The 13,585-nt window shown below is 67.1% G+C and carries 13 protein-coding genes; 12 read left to right on the top strand and 1 reads right to left on the bottom strand.

The genetic code is table 11. The features are described from left to right. Nucleotides 1–143: 143 nt before the first annotated feature. The 9 genes from AC5RWX_RS15570 (at nt 144) to ispG (ending at nt 9,872) form a co-directional block, all read left to right on the top strand. The gene (locus AC5RWX_RS15570; protein ID WP_493939714.1) at nt 144–1,166 is read left to right on the top strand and encodes a Bug family tripartite tricarboxylate transporter substrate binding protein; all 1,023 of its coding nucleotides are present in this window, start codon (nt 144–146) and stop codon (nt 1,164–1,166) included. 2 nt (nt 1,167–1,168) lie between these two features. Beyond that, nucleotides 1,169–1,711 carry a tripartite tricarboxylate transporter TctB family protein gene (locus tag AC5RWX_RS15565; RefSeq protein WP_493939715.1) on the top strand — a complete coding sequence of 181 codons (543 nt, stop codon included), beginning with the start codon at nt 1,169–1,171 and terminating at the stop codon, nt 1,709–1,711. Further along, nucleotides 1,704–3,254, top strand: coding sequence for a tripartite tricarboxylate transporter permease (locus AC5RWX_RS15560; protein ID WP_493944265.1), 1,551 nt, complete (start codon nt 1,704–1,706; stop codon nt 3,252–3,254). Before AC5RWX_RS15565 ends, AC5RWX_RS15560 begins: the two co-directional genes overlap by 8 nt. Further along, on the top strand, nt 3,251–3,604 hold the full coding sequence (locus tag AC5RWX_RS15555; protein ID WP_494097601.1) for a universal stress protein: 354 nt from the start codon (nt 3,251–3,253) through the stop codon (nt 3,602–3,604). The genes AC5RWX_RS15560 and AC5RWX_RS15555 overlap by 4 nt, the downstream gene beginning before the upstream one ends. A gap of 184 nt (nt 3,605–3,788) precedes the next feature. Beyond that, nucleotides 3,789–5,003, top strand: coding sequence for a 1-deoxy-D-xylulose-5-phosphate reductoisomerase (gene dxr, locus AC5RWX_RS15550; protein WP_493939718.1), 1,215 nt, complete (start codon nt 3,789–3,791; stop codon nt 5,001–5,003). Continuing rightward, the gene (locus AC5RWX_RS15545) at nt 5,000–6,352 is read left to right on the top strand and encodes a M50 family metallopeptidase (RefSeq protein WP_494097600.1); all 1,353 of its coding nucleotides are present in this window, start codon (nt 5,000–5,002) and stop codon (nt 6,350–6,352) included. Before dxr ends, AC5RWX_RS15545 begins: the two co-directional genes overlap by 4 nt. A 175-nt stretch (nt 6,353–6,527) precedes the next feature. Continuing rightward, entirely contained in the window at nt 6,528–8,243 is a 1,716-nt protein-coding gene (locus tag AC5RWX_RS15540) for a hypothetical protein (RefSeq protein ID WP_494097599.1), read from the top strand. Between the two features lie 78 nt (nt 8,244–8,321). Next, complete coding sequence (locus tag AC5RWX_RS15535; protein WP_493939721.1) at nt 8,322–8,612, top strand: YciI family protein; 291 nt, start codon at nt 8,322–8,324, stop codon at nt 8,610–8,612. 93 nt (nt 8,613–8,705) lie between these two features. Beyond that, nucleotides 8,706–9,872, top strand: coding sequence for a flavodoxin-dependent (E)-4-hydroxy-3-methylbut-2-enyl-diphosphate synthase (gene ispG, locus AC5RWX_RS15530; protein ID WP_493939802.1), 1,167 nt, complete (start codon nt 8,706–8,708; stop codon nt 9,870–9,872). Here ispG and AC5RWX_RS15525 read toward each other — a convergent pair. Next, the gene (locus AC5RWX_RS15525) at nt 9,865–10,011 is read right to left on the bottom strand and encodes a hypothetical protein (protein ID WP_493939722.1); all 147 of its coding nucleotides are present in this window, start codon (nt 10,009–10,011) and stop codon (nt 9,865–9,867) included. The genes ispG and AC5RWX_RS15525 overlap by 8 nt on opposite strands. Here AC5RWX_RS15525 and AC5RWX_RS15520 point away from each other — a divergent pair, their 5' ends adjacent. From AC5RWX_RS15520 to AC5RWX_RS15510, 3 genes are all read left to right on the top strand, one after another. Then, nucleotides 10,012–10,749 carry a GNAT family N-acetyltransferase gene (locus AC5RWX_RS15520; protein ID WP_493939723.1) on the top strand — a complete coding sequence of 246 codons (738 nt, stop codon included), beginning with the start codon at nt 10,012–10,014 and terminating at the stop codon, nt 10,747–10,749. A 192-nt stretch (nt 10,750–10,941) separates the two neighbouring features. Continuing rightward, the gene (locus AC5RWX_RS15515; protein ID WP_493939724.1) at nt 10,942–12,741 is read left to right on the top strand and encodes a proline--tRNA ligase; all 1,800 of its coding nucleotides are present in this window, start codon (nt 10,942–10,944) and stop codon (nt 12,739–12,741) included. Beyond that, the gene (locus tag AC5RWX_RS15510; RefSeq protein ID WP_493939725.1) at nt 12,738–13,538 is read left to right on the top strand and encodes a sulfite exporter TauE/SafE family protein; all 801 of its coding nucleotides are present in this window, start codon (nt 12,738–12,740) and stop codon (nt 13,536–13,538) included. The genes AC5RWX_RS15515 and AC5RWX_RS15510 overlap by 4 nt, the downstream gene beginning before the upstream one ends. Nucleotides 13,539–13,585 lie beyond the last annotated feature (47 nt).

Below are 13,585 nucleotides of genomic sequence, written 5' to 3'. Positions count from 1 at the left end.
TGCGCCACAGCGGTTTGCGCCTGAGACCACAATGACCAATACGGCCACAATGACCGCATTCTTCCGGTCTGCCGCACCGCTCCCTACGCTGGGGCGACGGCGTGGTGATGCCCATCACGCCGGTTGGAGGAGGAAGAACCCACATGAAGCTCGACCGTACGATGAGACGCCGTTCGGCCCTGATGGTCGCCGCGGCAGCATCCGCCCTGGTGTTGGCAGCCTGCGGCTCCACCGGCTCGACCGGCTCCACCGGTGCCGGCAACAGCTCCGAGGAAACCGGCATCGACAAACTCAACATCATTGTCCCGGCGGATCCGGGCGGCGGCTGGGACCAGACCGGCCGTTCCATGCAGAAGGACCTGCAGGAGAACGATCTGGTCTCCAGCGCCTCGGTGGTCAACATCGGCGGCGCGGGCGGCACCAATGGACTGGCGAAGCTGGCCACGGAACAGGACCCGAACACCCTGATGGTGATGGGGTATGTGATGGTGGGCGCAGTGGAGACCAACAAGTCCGCAAACCGGATCGAAGACACCACGCCGATCGCCCGGCTCACCGAAGAGCCGCTCGTCGTCGTGGTGCCGGCGGATTCGCCCTACCAGACCATTGATGACCTGATCGCCGACGTCAAGGCCAAGGGCAAGGGCGTCTCCATCACCGGCGGCTCGGCCGGCGGCGCCGACCACATCCTGGCCGGCATGATGCTCAAGGAAGCCGGCATCGGTGCCGACAGCCTGAACTACATTCCGTACTCCGGCGGCGGCGAATCCCTGGCAGCGCTGCTGGGCAACAAGGTTTCCGCCGGCATTTCCGGGGTGGGCGAGTACGCCGAGCAGGTCAAGGCCGGCAAGCTGCGTGCGCTGGCCGTCTCCGGACCGGAAAACGCCCCGCAGCTGCCCGAAGTCAAGCCGTTGAAGGAACAGGGCCTCGATCTGGTGCTGACCAACTGGCGCGGCGTGGTGGCTCCCGGCTCGATCGACGAGGCGCAGGCAGAAAAGCTCACCGCACTGGTGACCGAACTGCACGGCACCGACGCCTGGCAGAAGACGCTGACCACTAACAACTGGGCAGACGCCTTCTTGGCCGGCGAGGAGTTCGCCAGCTTCCTGACCGAGGACATCAAGACGGTCACCGCAACCCTGACGGATATCGGCCTGCTGAAGTAACCATGGGTTCTTCCACTACTGGAGCGGCCCGGGGCGGCAGCGATGCCGCCCCGGCCAAGCCGCTCGGAGAAATATTCTTCGCCGCAGTGATCCTGAGCATCGGGATCGTCGGCTTCGTCGCCGGGGCAGGGATCCAGACGCCCGACTCGGCCAGCGACATTGGTCCCCGGGCGCTTCCCTACCTGGTCTCCGGATTGCTGGTGATCGTCGGCGCCGGGCTGATCGTGCAGTTGCTGCGCGGCAAGACCGGCGAGGCGGATGAGGGCGAGGACATTGACCCTGACGTCCGGACGGACTGGTTGACCGTCGCCAAGATGGCGGGCACCGTCGTCGTGCATATTTTCCTGATTATTCCGCTGGGCTGGCCGATTGCCGCCGCGGTGCTGTTCTTCGGCGCCGCGTGGGCGCTGGGGGCCAAGCCGCTGTGGCGGGCAGCCGTGGTCGGCGTCGTCATGGCGCTGCTGCTGCAGTTCGCCTTCGGCGGGCTGCTCGGCGTCTCACTGCCCGCCGGTGTGCTCGAAGGGGTGCCGTTTCTGAATGGATAACTTCTACGCCCTCCTGGAGGGCTTTTCCGTGGCGATGCAGCCGATCTACCTGCTCTACGCTTTGGGCGGCGTGCTGGTCGGAACGGCAGTGGGCGTGCTGCCGGGCATCGGGCCGGCCATGACCGTTGCCTTGCTGATGCCCATTACGTACAGCTTGGAGCCGACGGCGGCGATCATCGTCTTCGCGGGCATCTACTACGGTGGTATGTACGGCGGGTCAACCACCTCGATCCTGCTGAACACGCCGGGCGAATCCGCTTCCATCGTCACGGCGCTGGAGGGCAACCGGATGGCGAAAGCCGGCCGTGGAGCCGCGGCGCTGGCGACGGCGGCGATCGGCTCGTTCATCGCCGGCACCGTTGCCACCGTGCTGCTGAGCTTCGTGGCACCCTATGTGGCAGCGTTCGCGGTGCAGATCGGCCCGGTGGAGTACGTGGCCCTGATGGTGGTGGCGTTCCTGACCGTGGGTGCCTTGCTGGGCGCCTCGGTGCTGCGCGGTCTCGCGTCCCTTGGCTTGGGGTTGTTCCTGGCATTCATGGGCGTCGACCTGATGACCGGGCAGCAGCGCTACACGTTCGGCAGCCCGTTCCTGGCGGACGGCATCGACGTGGTGCTGGTCGCCGTCGGGCTCTTCGCTCTGGGCGAGGCGCTGTACGTGGCCTCCCGCCTGCGGCATGGGCCGGTGAAGGTCATCCCGGTGACCGGTGGCTGGACGTCGTGGATGAAGAAGGAGGACTGGAGGCGGTCCTGGAAGCCCTGGCTGCGCGGAACCTTTATTGGTTTCCCGATCGGCACCATGCCGGCCGGCGGCGCCGACGTGGCCACCTTCCTGTCCTACGCGGCAGAGAAAAAACTGGCCAAGGGTACGCGCAAAAAGCAGTTCGGCCGCGGCGCGATCGAGGGCGTGGCCGGGCCTGAATCGGCCAACAACGCAGCCGCGGCCGGCGTGCTGGTACCGCTGCTGACGCTGGGCATCCCCACGACGGCGACGGCGGCCATGATGCTGGTGGCGTTCCAGCGCTACAACATCCAGCCTGGTCCGCTGCTGTTCGAGGTGGAGGGTGCCCTGGTCTGGGCGCTGATTGCCAGCCTGTACGTGGGCAACCTGATGCTGCTGGTGCTGAACCTGCCGCTGGTGGGCATGTGGGTGAAGATCCTGCAGATCCCGCGGCCGTACCTCTACGCGGGCATCCTGGTCTTCGCCGCCTTGGGCGCGTTCTCGGTGAACTTCACGCCGGTGGATGTGTTCGTACTGCTGGTGATCGGCGTGCTTGGCTTCTTCATGCGCCGCTATGGCTATCCGATCGCTCCGCTGGTGGTGGGCATGATCCTGGGCCCGATTTTCGAGAGCCAGCTGCGGCGTTCGCTGGCCATCTCGCAAGGCGACCCGCTGGCTTTGGTATCCACGCCGATCGCGGCCGGAATCTACATCTCGCTGGTGGTCATCTTTGTGCTGTCCTTCTGGATGAAGAAGCGCCAACGGCTGATGGAATCGGCAGTGCTCGACGACGAAAGCCCCCAGGGCAAGGAGGTCAGCGCATGAGCACGATCGTGGTGGGATATGTCCCCAACGCTCTGGGCGATGCGGCGCTGGCAGCCGCCATCGACGAGGCCGGCCGCCGGGCGGCCAAGCTGCTGGTGGTCAACGCCACCCGGGCAGACCGCTTGGTGGATCCCGGCTACGCCGACGCCGCGGACGTCACGCGACTGGAAGCTGTGTTGCGCGGGGCAGGAGTGGGCTTCAGCATTCGGCACGGAATTTCGGACGGACTGCCTGCCGAGGAAGTGCTGGACGCCGCCGAAGAGTCCGGGGCTGAGCTGATTGTCATACGGTTACAGGGGATAGCTTCGAGATCACCCCCTGTAACCGGTGATCTCGCGGCCAGAGGGTGATCTCGGTGCTACGTGGTGGTCCGGGCGCTACCGCGCGAAAGGCGCAAAAGAGTTCCTCGAAGCCAAGGGGAGATCCCGGCCCACCGGTGATCTTGCAGCCACGAACTTTTCGCAACAACGGGACGTCACCCGCGCCGACGGCCGGGCTCACTTGAGGGCGGCGCGGTGCTGGATAATTGACCGCATGGAGTTCCGCGATCCGCCCCAGGCCAACCCGCACCCCGCCCGACGCAAGGTGGTGCTGCTTGGCTCCACCGGCTCGATCGGTACGCAGGGCATCGACGTGGTGGACGCCGCCCCGGAACGCTTCGAAGTCACGGCGCTCGCCGCCGGCGGCAATCTGGAACTGGTGGCCCGGCAGGCGGTGCACACCCGGGCGCAGGCCGTCGGCGCCGCCGCCGGAACGGTGGACGACCTGGCGACGGCGATCAAGACGGCAGCGGCGGATGCCGGAGTGTCCGGCTACTTGCCGGAGCTCTTTGCCGGCCCCGACGCCGCGGCGAGGATCGCCGCCTGGCCGGACGCCGACGTCGTGCTCAACGGCATTACCGGGTCCATTGGGCTGGCGCCGACGCTGGCGGCGCTCGGAGCAGGGCACGTACTTGCCCTGGCCAACAAGGAGTCGCTGATCGCCGGCGGTCCGCTGGTCAAAGAGGCGGCCCGGCCGGGGCAGATCGTGCCGGTGGATTCGGAACACTCCGCGCTTGCCCAGGCGTTGCGCTCGGGCACGGCCGGCGAGGTGGACCGGCTGATCGTGACCGCTTCCGGTGGCCCGTTCCGCGGCTTCAGCAAGGAGCAGTTGCGCGGCGTTACTCCGGCGCAGGCACTGGCCCACCCCACCTGGGACATGGGCCGGATGGTGACCACCAACTCGGCGACCATGGTCAACAAGGCGCTGGAAGTCATCGAAGCGCATCTGCTCTTCGACGTTCCGCTGGACAGGATTGATGTGGTGGTGCACCCGCAGTCGGTGGTGCACTCGATGGTGCAGTTCACCGACGGCTCCACCATTGCGCAGGCCTCGCCGCCGGACATGCGCCTGCCGATCGCCCTTGGCATGGGCTGGCCGGAGCGCGTGCCCGGCGCCGCACAGCCCTGCGACTGGAGCCGGGCCACTAGTTGGACCTTCGAGCCGCTGGACGAGGAAGTGTTCGGCGCCGTGCGGCTGGCCAAGCAGGCGGCAGCCGGCGGCGGGACCTTCATGGCCGTCTACAACGCGGCCAATGAAGAGGCTGTGGACGCCTTCCATGAGGGCCGGATCCGCTTTGACCAGATTGTCGAGACGGTGGCGGCCGTGGTGGAAGAGCATGCGCCGTCCGGCGAACCGACAGTGGCTACGGTGCTGGCCGCAGAAGATTGGGCACGCTCGCGCGCCCACGAACGTTTGGCTATGTTGTGACCATTCTGCTTTTCCTTTTCGGCGTCCTCTTCGTGGCCGTCGGCATCGCCGTGTCCATCGCCCTGCACGAGGTGGGCCATCTGCTGCCCGCCAAGCTGTTCAAGGTGCGGGTCACCCAGTACATGGTGGGCTTCGGCAAGACCCTTTTCTCCCGACGGCGGGGCGAGACCGAGTACGGGGTCAAGGCCATCCCGCTGGGCGGCTACGTCTCGATGATCGGCATGTACCCGCCGGCCAAAGACGGCCATGACGGCGTCGGCGCGGTCCGGCGGTCCAGCACCGGAATGTTCCAGCAACTGGCCAACGATGCCCGGCAGGCGGAAGCGGAGCGGCTGCAGCCTGGGGACGACCACCGGGTGTTCTACAAGCTGCCGGTCTACAAACGCATCATCATCATGCTCGGCGGCCCGTTCGTGAACCTGGTTATCGGCACGGTGCTGATCGGCGTTGTGCTGGTGGGCTTCGGCACCGCGCAGGCCACCACCACCATTTCGCAGGTCAACAAATGCGTGGTCCCGGCGGCGCAAGCGGCCGAGACGGGGCAGACCGATTGCCTGCCCAGCGACCCCGAAGCCCCGGCGACGGCGGCCGGCATCCGGCCCGGCGACACGGTCACCGCCTTCGACGGCAAACCGGTCACCGACTGGTCCCAGCTGACCACCTGGATCCGCGAGGCCGCGGGGGAGAAGACACCGATCACGCTGCTGCGCGACGGTCAGGAAATCCGCACGAGCATCACTCCGATCCTCACCGAACGCCCGGTGTTCGACGACGCCGGACAGCCGCTGGTGGACAGCAGCGGCAAGGCGGTGACGGAGCAGGCCGGCTTCGTCGGCATGGGCGCCACCACGGCATTGGTGCCGCGGCCGGCCACCGAGGTGCTCCCGGCGGTGGGGGAGAACCTGCAGGCGATCACCGGCGTCGTGCTGCATCTTCCGCAGCGGCTGGCCGATGTGGCGGAAGCCGCCTTCAGCGACGCTCCGCGCGACCCGAACGGGCCGATGAGCGTGGTGGGCGTGGGCCGGATCGCCGGCGAAATCAGCGCGATGGACGAGATCCCCTTCCAGGCGCGGGCCGCCACGTTGATTGGGCTGGTCGGCTCGGTCAACCTGGCCCTGTTCGTGTTCAACCTGATCCCGCTGCTGCCGCTGGACGGCGGGCACGTGGCCGGCGCGCTCTGGGAAGCCATCCGGCGTGGCTTCGCCAAGCTGTTCCGCCGGCCGGACCCGGGACCGGTGGACATCGCTAAGCTGCTGCCGCTGACCTACGTGGTGGCGGTGGTGCTGATGGGCATGGGCGCGCTGCTGATCTACGCGGACATCGTCAAACCGGTCAACATCTTCGGGTGACGCCCTCACCGCGACAACCCCGCTGAACGCGGCGTCGCCGGATGCTGCTCCACCAAGTGCTGCCCTGCCAAAGAGCGACGGCGATTGCCGCCCCGGCATGGCGCGCCGCCAGGGGCTGGGGTGGCCGCGCGGCCGTGGTTAGACTGGCCCGAACCGGCGAAGGGAGCCACCTACCGTGAGTGCAGCACTGCGGAGAGTCCGTACCGAAGCGAGCATCCGGGCCGCCAGCCGGCCAGTGAAGGTGCGCGTCCGAGCGAGGGTTGGAGCCGGCATCGCCGGAGCACTGGCCGTGGCCCTGGCCTTGGCTGGCTGCACCGTTCCGGACGAAGGCCGCGGGCCCGGCTCTACGGCTGCGTCCAGTGCTGCGGCTCCGGAAGGGGTGCAGCTGAAGACGGGAGCGGCCCAGCCGCAGGTCATGCGCGGCTCCGATGCGGAAGCATCGCTGGCCGCCAGCCAGGCGTTGTTCGCATCCAGCCCGGTGGCGTTCGTGGCAGCGGCGGACGATGCGAAGGCTATTGCGGCAGCAGAAGCGGAGTCGGTGCCGCTGGGCGTGCCGCTGCTGCTGGCCGGCGAAGGCCTGGAAAGCGAGTTGGAGCGGCTCGGCGTGCGACAGGTGAAGGCCTTCGGCCAGCCGCCGGTCGAGTCCGGCGGTAGCCCCAGCAGCACGCCGGACGCAGTATCCATCAGTTCGCCCGACGGCGGTTCCGCCGCCGTCCCCACCGCCTCCGCTGCGGCTGCCGGGACCGGTTCCGGCGCAGATGCTGCCGCCGGCACCACGGGATGGGCCGCACTGCTGCCGCGGGTGGAGGTCCTGCCGCCGGACGGAGAACTTAATTTGCCCGACGCTGCGGCGGAGCCGGCGCGTGCCTCCGTGTTGATCGATCAGGACGGCGAGCAGGACTATCCCGCAACGCTGGCGGTGGCAGAGGCGGCTGGCGCACGTGTCTTCCAGGACCCGAAGGCGGATCCGCGGCAGAGCAGCGCAACCATCGGTTTCCTCCGCGAAGAGCCTGAGGCGCGGGTGCTCGGCATTGGCAAGGCGTTCGGCAACAATAAGACCTTCGGCCGCCGGGTCCAGGCGGCGTTGGAAGTGCCCGAACTACCCGGCGGGGGCCAACTGGCCTTCCCGTCCCGGAGGATGGTGGCGTTGTACGGACATCCTGCGGGACCCGCTCTCGGCGTCCTCGGCGAACAAGGCATTAAGGAGTCCATCCAGCGCGCCAAAAAACTGGCGAAGCGCTACCAGCCGCACAGCAAGGAACCGGTGGTTCCTGCGTTCGAAATCATCGCCACGATCGCCTCGTCCTCGGCCGGGAAGGACGGCGACTATTCGGCGGAGACGGATGTGGATGAGCTGCGACCCTGGGTCGATGCCGCCGGGAAAGCAGGCGTGTACGTGGTGCTGGACCTGCAGCCCGGGCGCTCGGACTTCCTGACCCAGGCCAAGATGTACGCGGACCTGCTCAAGGAGCCGCATGTGGGACTGGCGCTGGATCCGGAATGGCGGCTGCGCAAGGGGGAGCGGCACATGGAGCAGATCGGGTCGGTCAACGCCGCGGAGATCAACAAGGTCAGCGACTGGCTGGCGGCCCTGACGCGGAAGAACTCGCTGCCGCAGAAGGTGCTGATCCTGCACCAGTTCCAGTACCAGATGATTACGGACCGCCATAAGCTGGAGACCGGACACCCTGAGCTGGCCATGGTGCTGCACGCCGACGGCCACGGGAACCCCGGCCAGAAGATGGAGACGTGGCGGGCGCTCCGGCATGACCTGCCGAAAAATATCCGGATGGGCTGGAAGAACTTCTACGACGAGGACACCCCGACGTTCAGCCCCGAGCGCACCTACACCGAGGTGAAGCCGGCGCCCTGGTTCGTTTCCTACCAGTAACGTCCGCCATCCGGTTCAGTAACGTCCGCCATCCGGTTCAGTAACGTCTGCCAACCGGGGCCGGGTAAGGTGAAGGCCATGAGTGTTTTCGCCGTTGAGTACGTGTATGCCCCCGATACCGAGGCCGGCCGGGACGAGCACCGTCCGGCCCACCGCGCCTGGCTGGGAAGCTTCGTGGAACAGGGCCGACTGCTGGCCTCGGGACCGTACGCGGACGGCACCGGCGCGCTGCTGATCTTCACAGCTGAGAGCGAAAACAGCCTGCTGGATGAACTGAAGCAGGATCCGTTCAACGTCAACAACTTTGTCTCCGCGCTGAAAACCACCGAATGGGCGCCGGTGACCGGAGCCTTCGCCGCCTACGCATGATCCACACCACTCCCGCAGCATGTGCCATGGCCGTGCCGGCAGGGGGATAATGAAATCTGTTCAGCAACTGCCGACCGGCACATGGAGGACGTTTTGACCTCGGTCAATCTTGGAATGCCAGCTTCACCACCGCCTGTCCTGGCGCCGCGCCGGAAGACCCGGCAGATCAAGGTCGGGTCGGTCGGGGTCGGCTCGGACTCGCCGATCAGCGTGCAGTCGATGACCACCACGCCGACGACGGACATCAACGCCACCCTGCAGCAGATCGCCGAACTGACGGCGTCCGGCTGCGACATTGTCCGGGTCGCCTGCCCCAGCGCCGATGACGCCGAAGCGCTGCCGATCATCGCGAAAAAGTCCCAAATCCCGGTGATCGCGGACATCCACTTCCAGCCCAAGTACGTCTTCGCCGCCATTGACGCCGGCTGCGCCGCGGTCCGGGTGAACCCGGGCAACATCCGCAAGTTCGATGACCAGGTCAAGGAAATCGCCGCCGCAGCCAAGGCCGCCGGCACCTCGATCCGGATCGGCGTCAACGCCGGCTCACTGGACCCGCGGCTGATGGAGAAGTACGGCAAGGCCACCCCGGAGGCCCTGGTCGAATCCGCCGTCTGGGAAGCCTCGCTGTTCGAAGAACACGACTTCCACGATTTCAAAATCTCGGTCAAACACAACGACCCCGTGGTCATGGTCCGCGCCTACGAACTGCTGGCGGAACGCGGCGACTGGCCGCTGCACCTCGGCGTCACCGAGGCCGGCCCCGCGTTCCAGGGAACCATCAAGTCCGCCACCGCCTTCGGCGCGCTGCTCTCGCAGGGCATCGGCGACACCATCCGCGTGTCGCTGTCCGCCCCGCCGGTCGAAGAGATCAAGGTGGGCCTGCAGATCCTGCAGTCGCTGAACCTGCGTGAGCGTAAACTCGAAATTGTTTCCTGCCCGTCCTGCGGCCGCGCACAGGTGGACGTGTACAAGCTGGCCGACGAAGTCACTGCCGGACTCGAGGGCATGGAAGTGCCGTTGCGGGTGGCCGTGATGGGTTGCGTGGTCAACGGACCGGGTGAAGCCCGCGAGGCCGACCTGGGCGTAGCTTCCGGAAACGGGAAAGGTCAGATTTTCGTGAAGGGCCAGGTCATTAAGACTGTTCCGGAAGACCAGATTGTTGAGACACTCATTGAAGAAGCAATGAGGATTGCCGAGGAAATGGGTGACTCCGATGGCGAGAATGCTGTCAAGGGTAGCCCCGTGGTTAACGTCAGCTAGCCGAGAGCCAGCGGGTACGGCCGGTGCCGTACCCGCCGATCCGTATGCCGGGATCCGGCCGCTGGAAGATGCGGACACCGAGGCGCTCTGGGAACTGGTAGGCGCTGATCCGGTAGCCAATGTTTTTCTTGCTGCCCACTTGGAGTCCGCCGGTACCGCCGGACCCACCCCGTCCGGGGCCCAGATTTTGGGCATCTACGACGACGGTGCCCTCACCGGAGCCTGCTGGGCCGGGGTGAACGTGGTCCCGGTCGGGCTGGACGCCGAACAAGGCGCGCGGCTGGGCGCCCACTTGGCCGCCGGCAACCGCCGCATGTCCTCGATTTTCGGTCCGGCTGAAGGCGTGCTGGGCATCTGGTCGTCGTACCGGCACGCGCATCCGCGGGCCTTCGACGTCCGGCCCAACCAACCGTTGCTGGAGCTGCGGGGAACCCCGGCCGTGGCGGCCGATCCGCAGGTGCGGTATTCCACCGAGGACGATTTCGACGTGCTGGTGCCCGCCTGCGTGGCGATGTTCGAGGAAGAGGTTGGATACTCGCCGCTGGCCGGAGGGGGCCAGCACTACCGGCAGCGCGTGGCCACCCTGATCCGGAAGGGCCACTCGCTGATCCGGCGGGACAGCCACGGGCAGGTGGTCTTCAAGGCAGAACTGGGCAACGTCAGCGCCGCCGCCGTGCAGATCCAAGGCGTATGGGTGAACCCTGCCTACCGTGGCCAGGGCCTGGCCGCCGGGTGCATGGCCGCCGTCGTCGAGCTGTCGCGGAAACATGCCCCGGTGGCCAGCCTGTACGTCAACGACTACAACCACCGGGCGATGGCTGCCTATGCCTCGGTCGGTTTCCGGCAGGTCGGCACGTTCGCCACCGTGTTGTTCTAGATCCGCTCCAGCGGGCCGACAGGTCCTATCGGCTCCGCGTCGACGACATGCCGCGCGGTCACGCAGCCCACCAGGGCCAGCGCCACCAGGGACCGGCGGTTGTCGAAAGCAGGTCCGCGGAACCAGTAGATTAGAAGGCAGTTGTTTTCGCGGGCCGGTGCTGGCCCAAGCCTTGAGAAACGGATACTTGCAGTGGTTCTTCGCCTGTCCAGCTTGTTCCTGCGCACCCTGCGCGATGACCCGGTCGACGCCGAGGTGGCCAGCCATAAGCTGCTGGTGCGCGCCGGTTACATCCGCCGTGCTGCCCCCGGCATCTATTCCTGGCTGCCGCTGGGGTTGAAAGTGCTGGCCAAGGTGGAGGCCGTCGTCCGCGAGGAAATGAACGCCATCGGCGCCCAAGAGGTGCACTTCCCGGCGTTGCTGCCGCGCGAACCGTATGAGGCGACGAACCGCTGGACCGAATACGGCGAGGGGCTGTTCCGGCTGCAGGACCGCAAGGGTGCCGACTACCTGCTGGCCCCCACGCACGAGGAAATGTTCACCCTGTTGGTCAAGGACCTGTACTCCTCGTACAAGGACCTGCCCGTCACGCTGTACCAAATCCAGAACAAGTACCGGGACGAGGCCCGCCCACGCGCCGGACTGCTGCGCGGCCGTGAGTTCATCATGAAGGACTCCTATTCCTTCGACATTGACGACGAGGGCCTGGACGCCAGCTACGACGCGCACCGCCGCGCCTACCTCAGGATCTTCGAGCGCCTGGGCCTGGAAGTCGTGACGGTCAAGGCAACGTCCGGCGCCATGGGCGGGTCCAAGAGCGAGGAGTTCCTGCATCCCACCGAGGTCGGCGAGGACACGTTCGTCCGTTCCCCCGGCGGTTACGCAGCGAACGTGGAGGCCGTCGCCACCGTAGCGCCGGAGCCGATCGACTACGCAGATGCACCGGCCGCCGAGGTCAAGGACACTCCGGACACTCCGACCATCGAAACCCTCGTGGCCGCGGCCAACCAGCTGGCACCCCGCGCGGAGGGGGAGTGGACTGCCGCCGATACGTTGAAGAACGTGGTTTTGGTGGTCAAACTGCCCACCGGCGAGCGGACCATCGTGGTGATCGGGGTGCCCGGCGACCGCGCCGTCGATCTGAAGCGCGTCGAGGCGAACATCGGCGCCTTCCTGCCGATGGGTGGCGAAGTCGAGGTTGAGGCTGCCTCGGAGGACGACCTGAAGCAGCACCCCGGCTTGGTCAAGGGCTACATCGGTCCGGGCAACAGCCTGGACGCCGCGGTGCTGGGAACCGAGTCAGCCACCGGACTGCTGTACCTGGTGGATCCCCGGGTGGTGCCGGGCTCCCGCTGGATCACCGGCGCGAACCAGGACGGCAAACACGTGTTCGGGCTGGTTGCCCGCCGCGATTTCGGTTGGGACGGCGTCATCGAGTCCGTCGAGGTCCGTGAAGGCGATCCGGCTCCCGACGGTTCCGGTCCGCTGGAGGCGGCCCGCGGCATCGAAATGGGCCACATCTTCCAGCTCGGCCGCAAGTACGCCGAAGCGCTGGGGCTGCAGGTGCTGGACCGGAACGGCAAACTCGCCACTGTCACGATGGGTTCCTACGGCGTCGGTGTCACCCGCGCGGTGGCGGCACTTGCCGAGGCGAACCACGACGACAAGGGCTTGGTCTGGCCCCGCAACGTGGCCCCGGCCCACGTGCATATTGTCGCCACCGGCAAGGGCGAGGACATCTTCGAGGCGGCCAACAAGCTGGCCGAGGAGCTGTCCAGCGCCGGCGTCGAGGTCATCTACGACGACCGGCCCAAGGTGTCCCCGGGCGTGAAGTTCTCTGATGCCGAACTGATCGGCGTGCCCACCATCGTGGTGGTCGGCCGGGGCCTGGCTGACGGCGTGGTCGAGGTGAAGGACCGGGCCACCGGCCAGGCCGAAAACGTGCCGGTGGGCATGGCGGCTGCGCACTTGGCCGCCCTCGCCGGGAAGTGATCTCAGGACTCGAAGAACTGCAGTTTGCCACCCTCGCCCTCGTGGTGGTGGCTGGCTTTGCTGCGGGCTGGGTGGACGCGGTGGTGGGAGGCGGCGGCCTGATCCAGCTGCCGGTCCTGCTGCTGGTCCCCGGAATCAGCCCCGTCCAGGCGCTGGCCACCAACAAAATGGGGTCCATTTTCGGCACCACCACCAGCGCGGTGACCTATTACCGCAGGGCGCATCCCGACCTGAAAACCGCCCTGCCGATGGCCGGCATCGCGCTGGCGGGCAGTTTCGGCGGCGCCATCGTGGCCACCGTCCTGCCGGCCGAGGTCTTCAAGCCGATCATCGTGGTGGCGCTGATTGCGGTGGCAGTGTTTACCGCGCTGCGGCCGACGGCCGGGACCTTGACGCAACTGCGGTACAAGGGCGTCCGGCATCTGGGTGCCGCGGCGGGGATCGGCCTGGTCATCGGTTTCTATGACGGGCTGATCGGGCCCGGCACCGGCTCGTTCCTGATCATCGCGATGGTGGCGGTGCTGGGCTACAACTTCTTGGCCTCCAGTGCCAAGGCCAAGATCGTCAACATGGCCACCAACCTCGGCGCCCTGGCCTTTTTCCTGCCCAGCGGCGCGCTGCTGTGGGGGCTTGGGTTGGTCTTGGGCCTGGTGAACATGGCCGGCGGCTACGTCGGCGCCCGGATGGCCGTCTCGCAGGGCAGCAAGTTCATCAGGGTGGTCTTTTTGTTCGTCGTCGCCGCGTTGATCCTCAAGCTTGGCTATGACGTGCTGCAGGAGAACGTGCTCGGCCGTTGAGCAGCGGCAACCGGCGGCGCCAGCCGGGCAGCGCCAGCCGGGCCGCT

The organism is Arthrobacter sp. SPT-J7, assembly GCF_059089965.1.
This window is presented reverse-complemented; position numbering and strand designations above follow the sequence as displayed.

Coding starts and splice junctions, on each gene's coding strand:
- AC5RWX_RS15570 (WP_493939714.1), top strand. CDS start 144: ATGAAGCTCGACCGTACGATGAGACGCCGTTCGGCCCTGATGGTCGCC.
- AC5RWX_RS15565 (WP_493939715.1), top strand. CDS start 1,169: ATGGGTTCTTCCACTACTGGAGCGGCCCGGGGCGGCAGCGATGCCGCC.
- AC5RWX_RS15560 (WP_493944265.1), top strand. CDS start 1,704: ATGGATAACTTCTACGCCCTCCTGGAGGGCTTTTCCGTGGCGATGCAG.
- AC5RWX_RS15555 (WP_494097601.1), top strand. CDS start 3,251: ATGAGCACGATCGTGGTGGGATATGTCCCCAACGCTCTGGGCGATGCG.
- dxr (WP_493939718.1), top strand. CDS start 3,789: ATGGAGTTCCGCGATCCGCCCCAGGCCAACCCGCACCCCGCCCGACGC.
- AC5RWX_RS15535 (WP_493939721.1), top strand. CDS start 8,322: ATGAGTGTTTTCGCCGTTGAGTACGTGTATGCCCCCGATACCGAGGCC.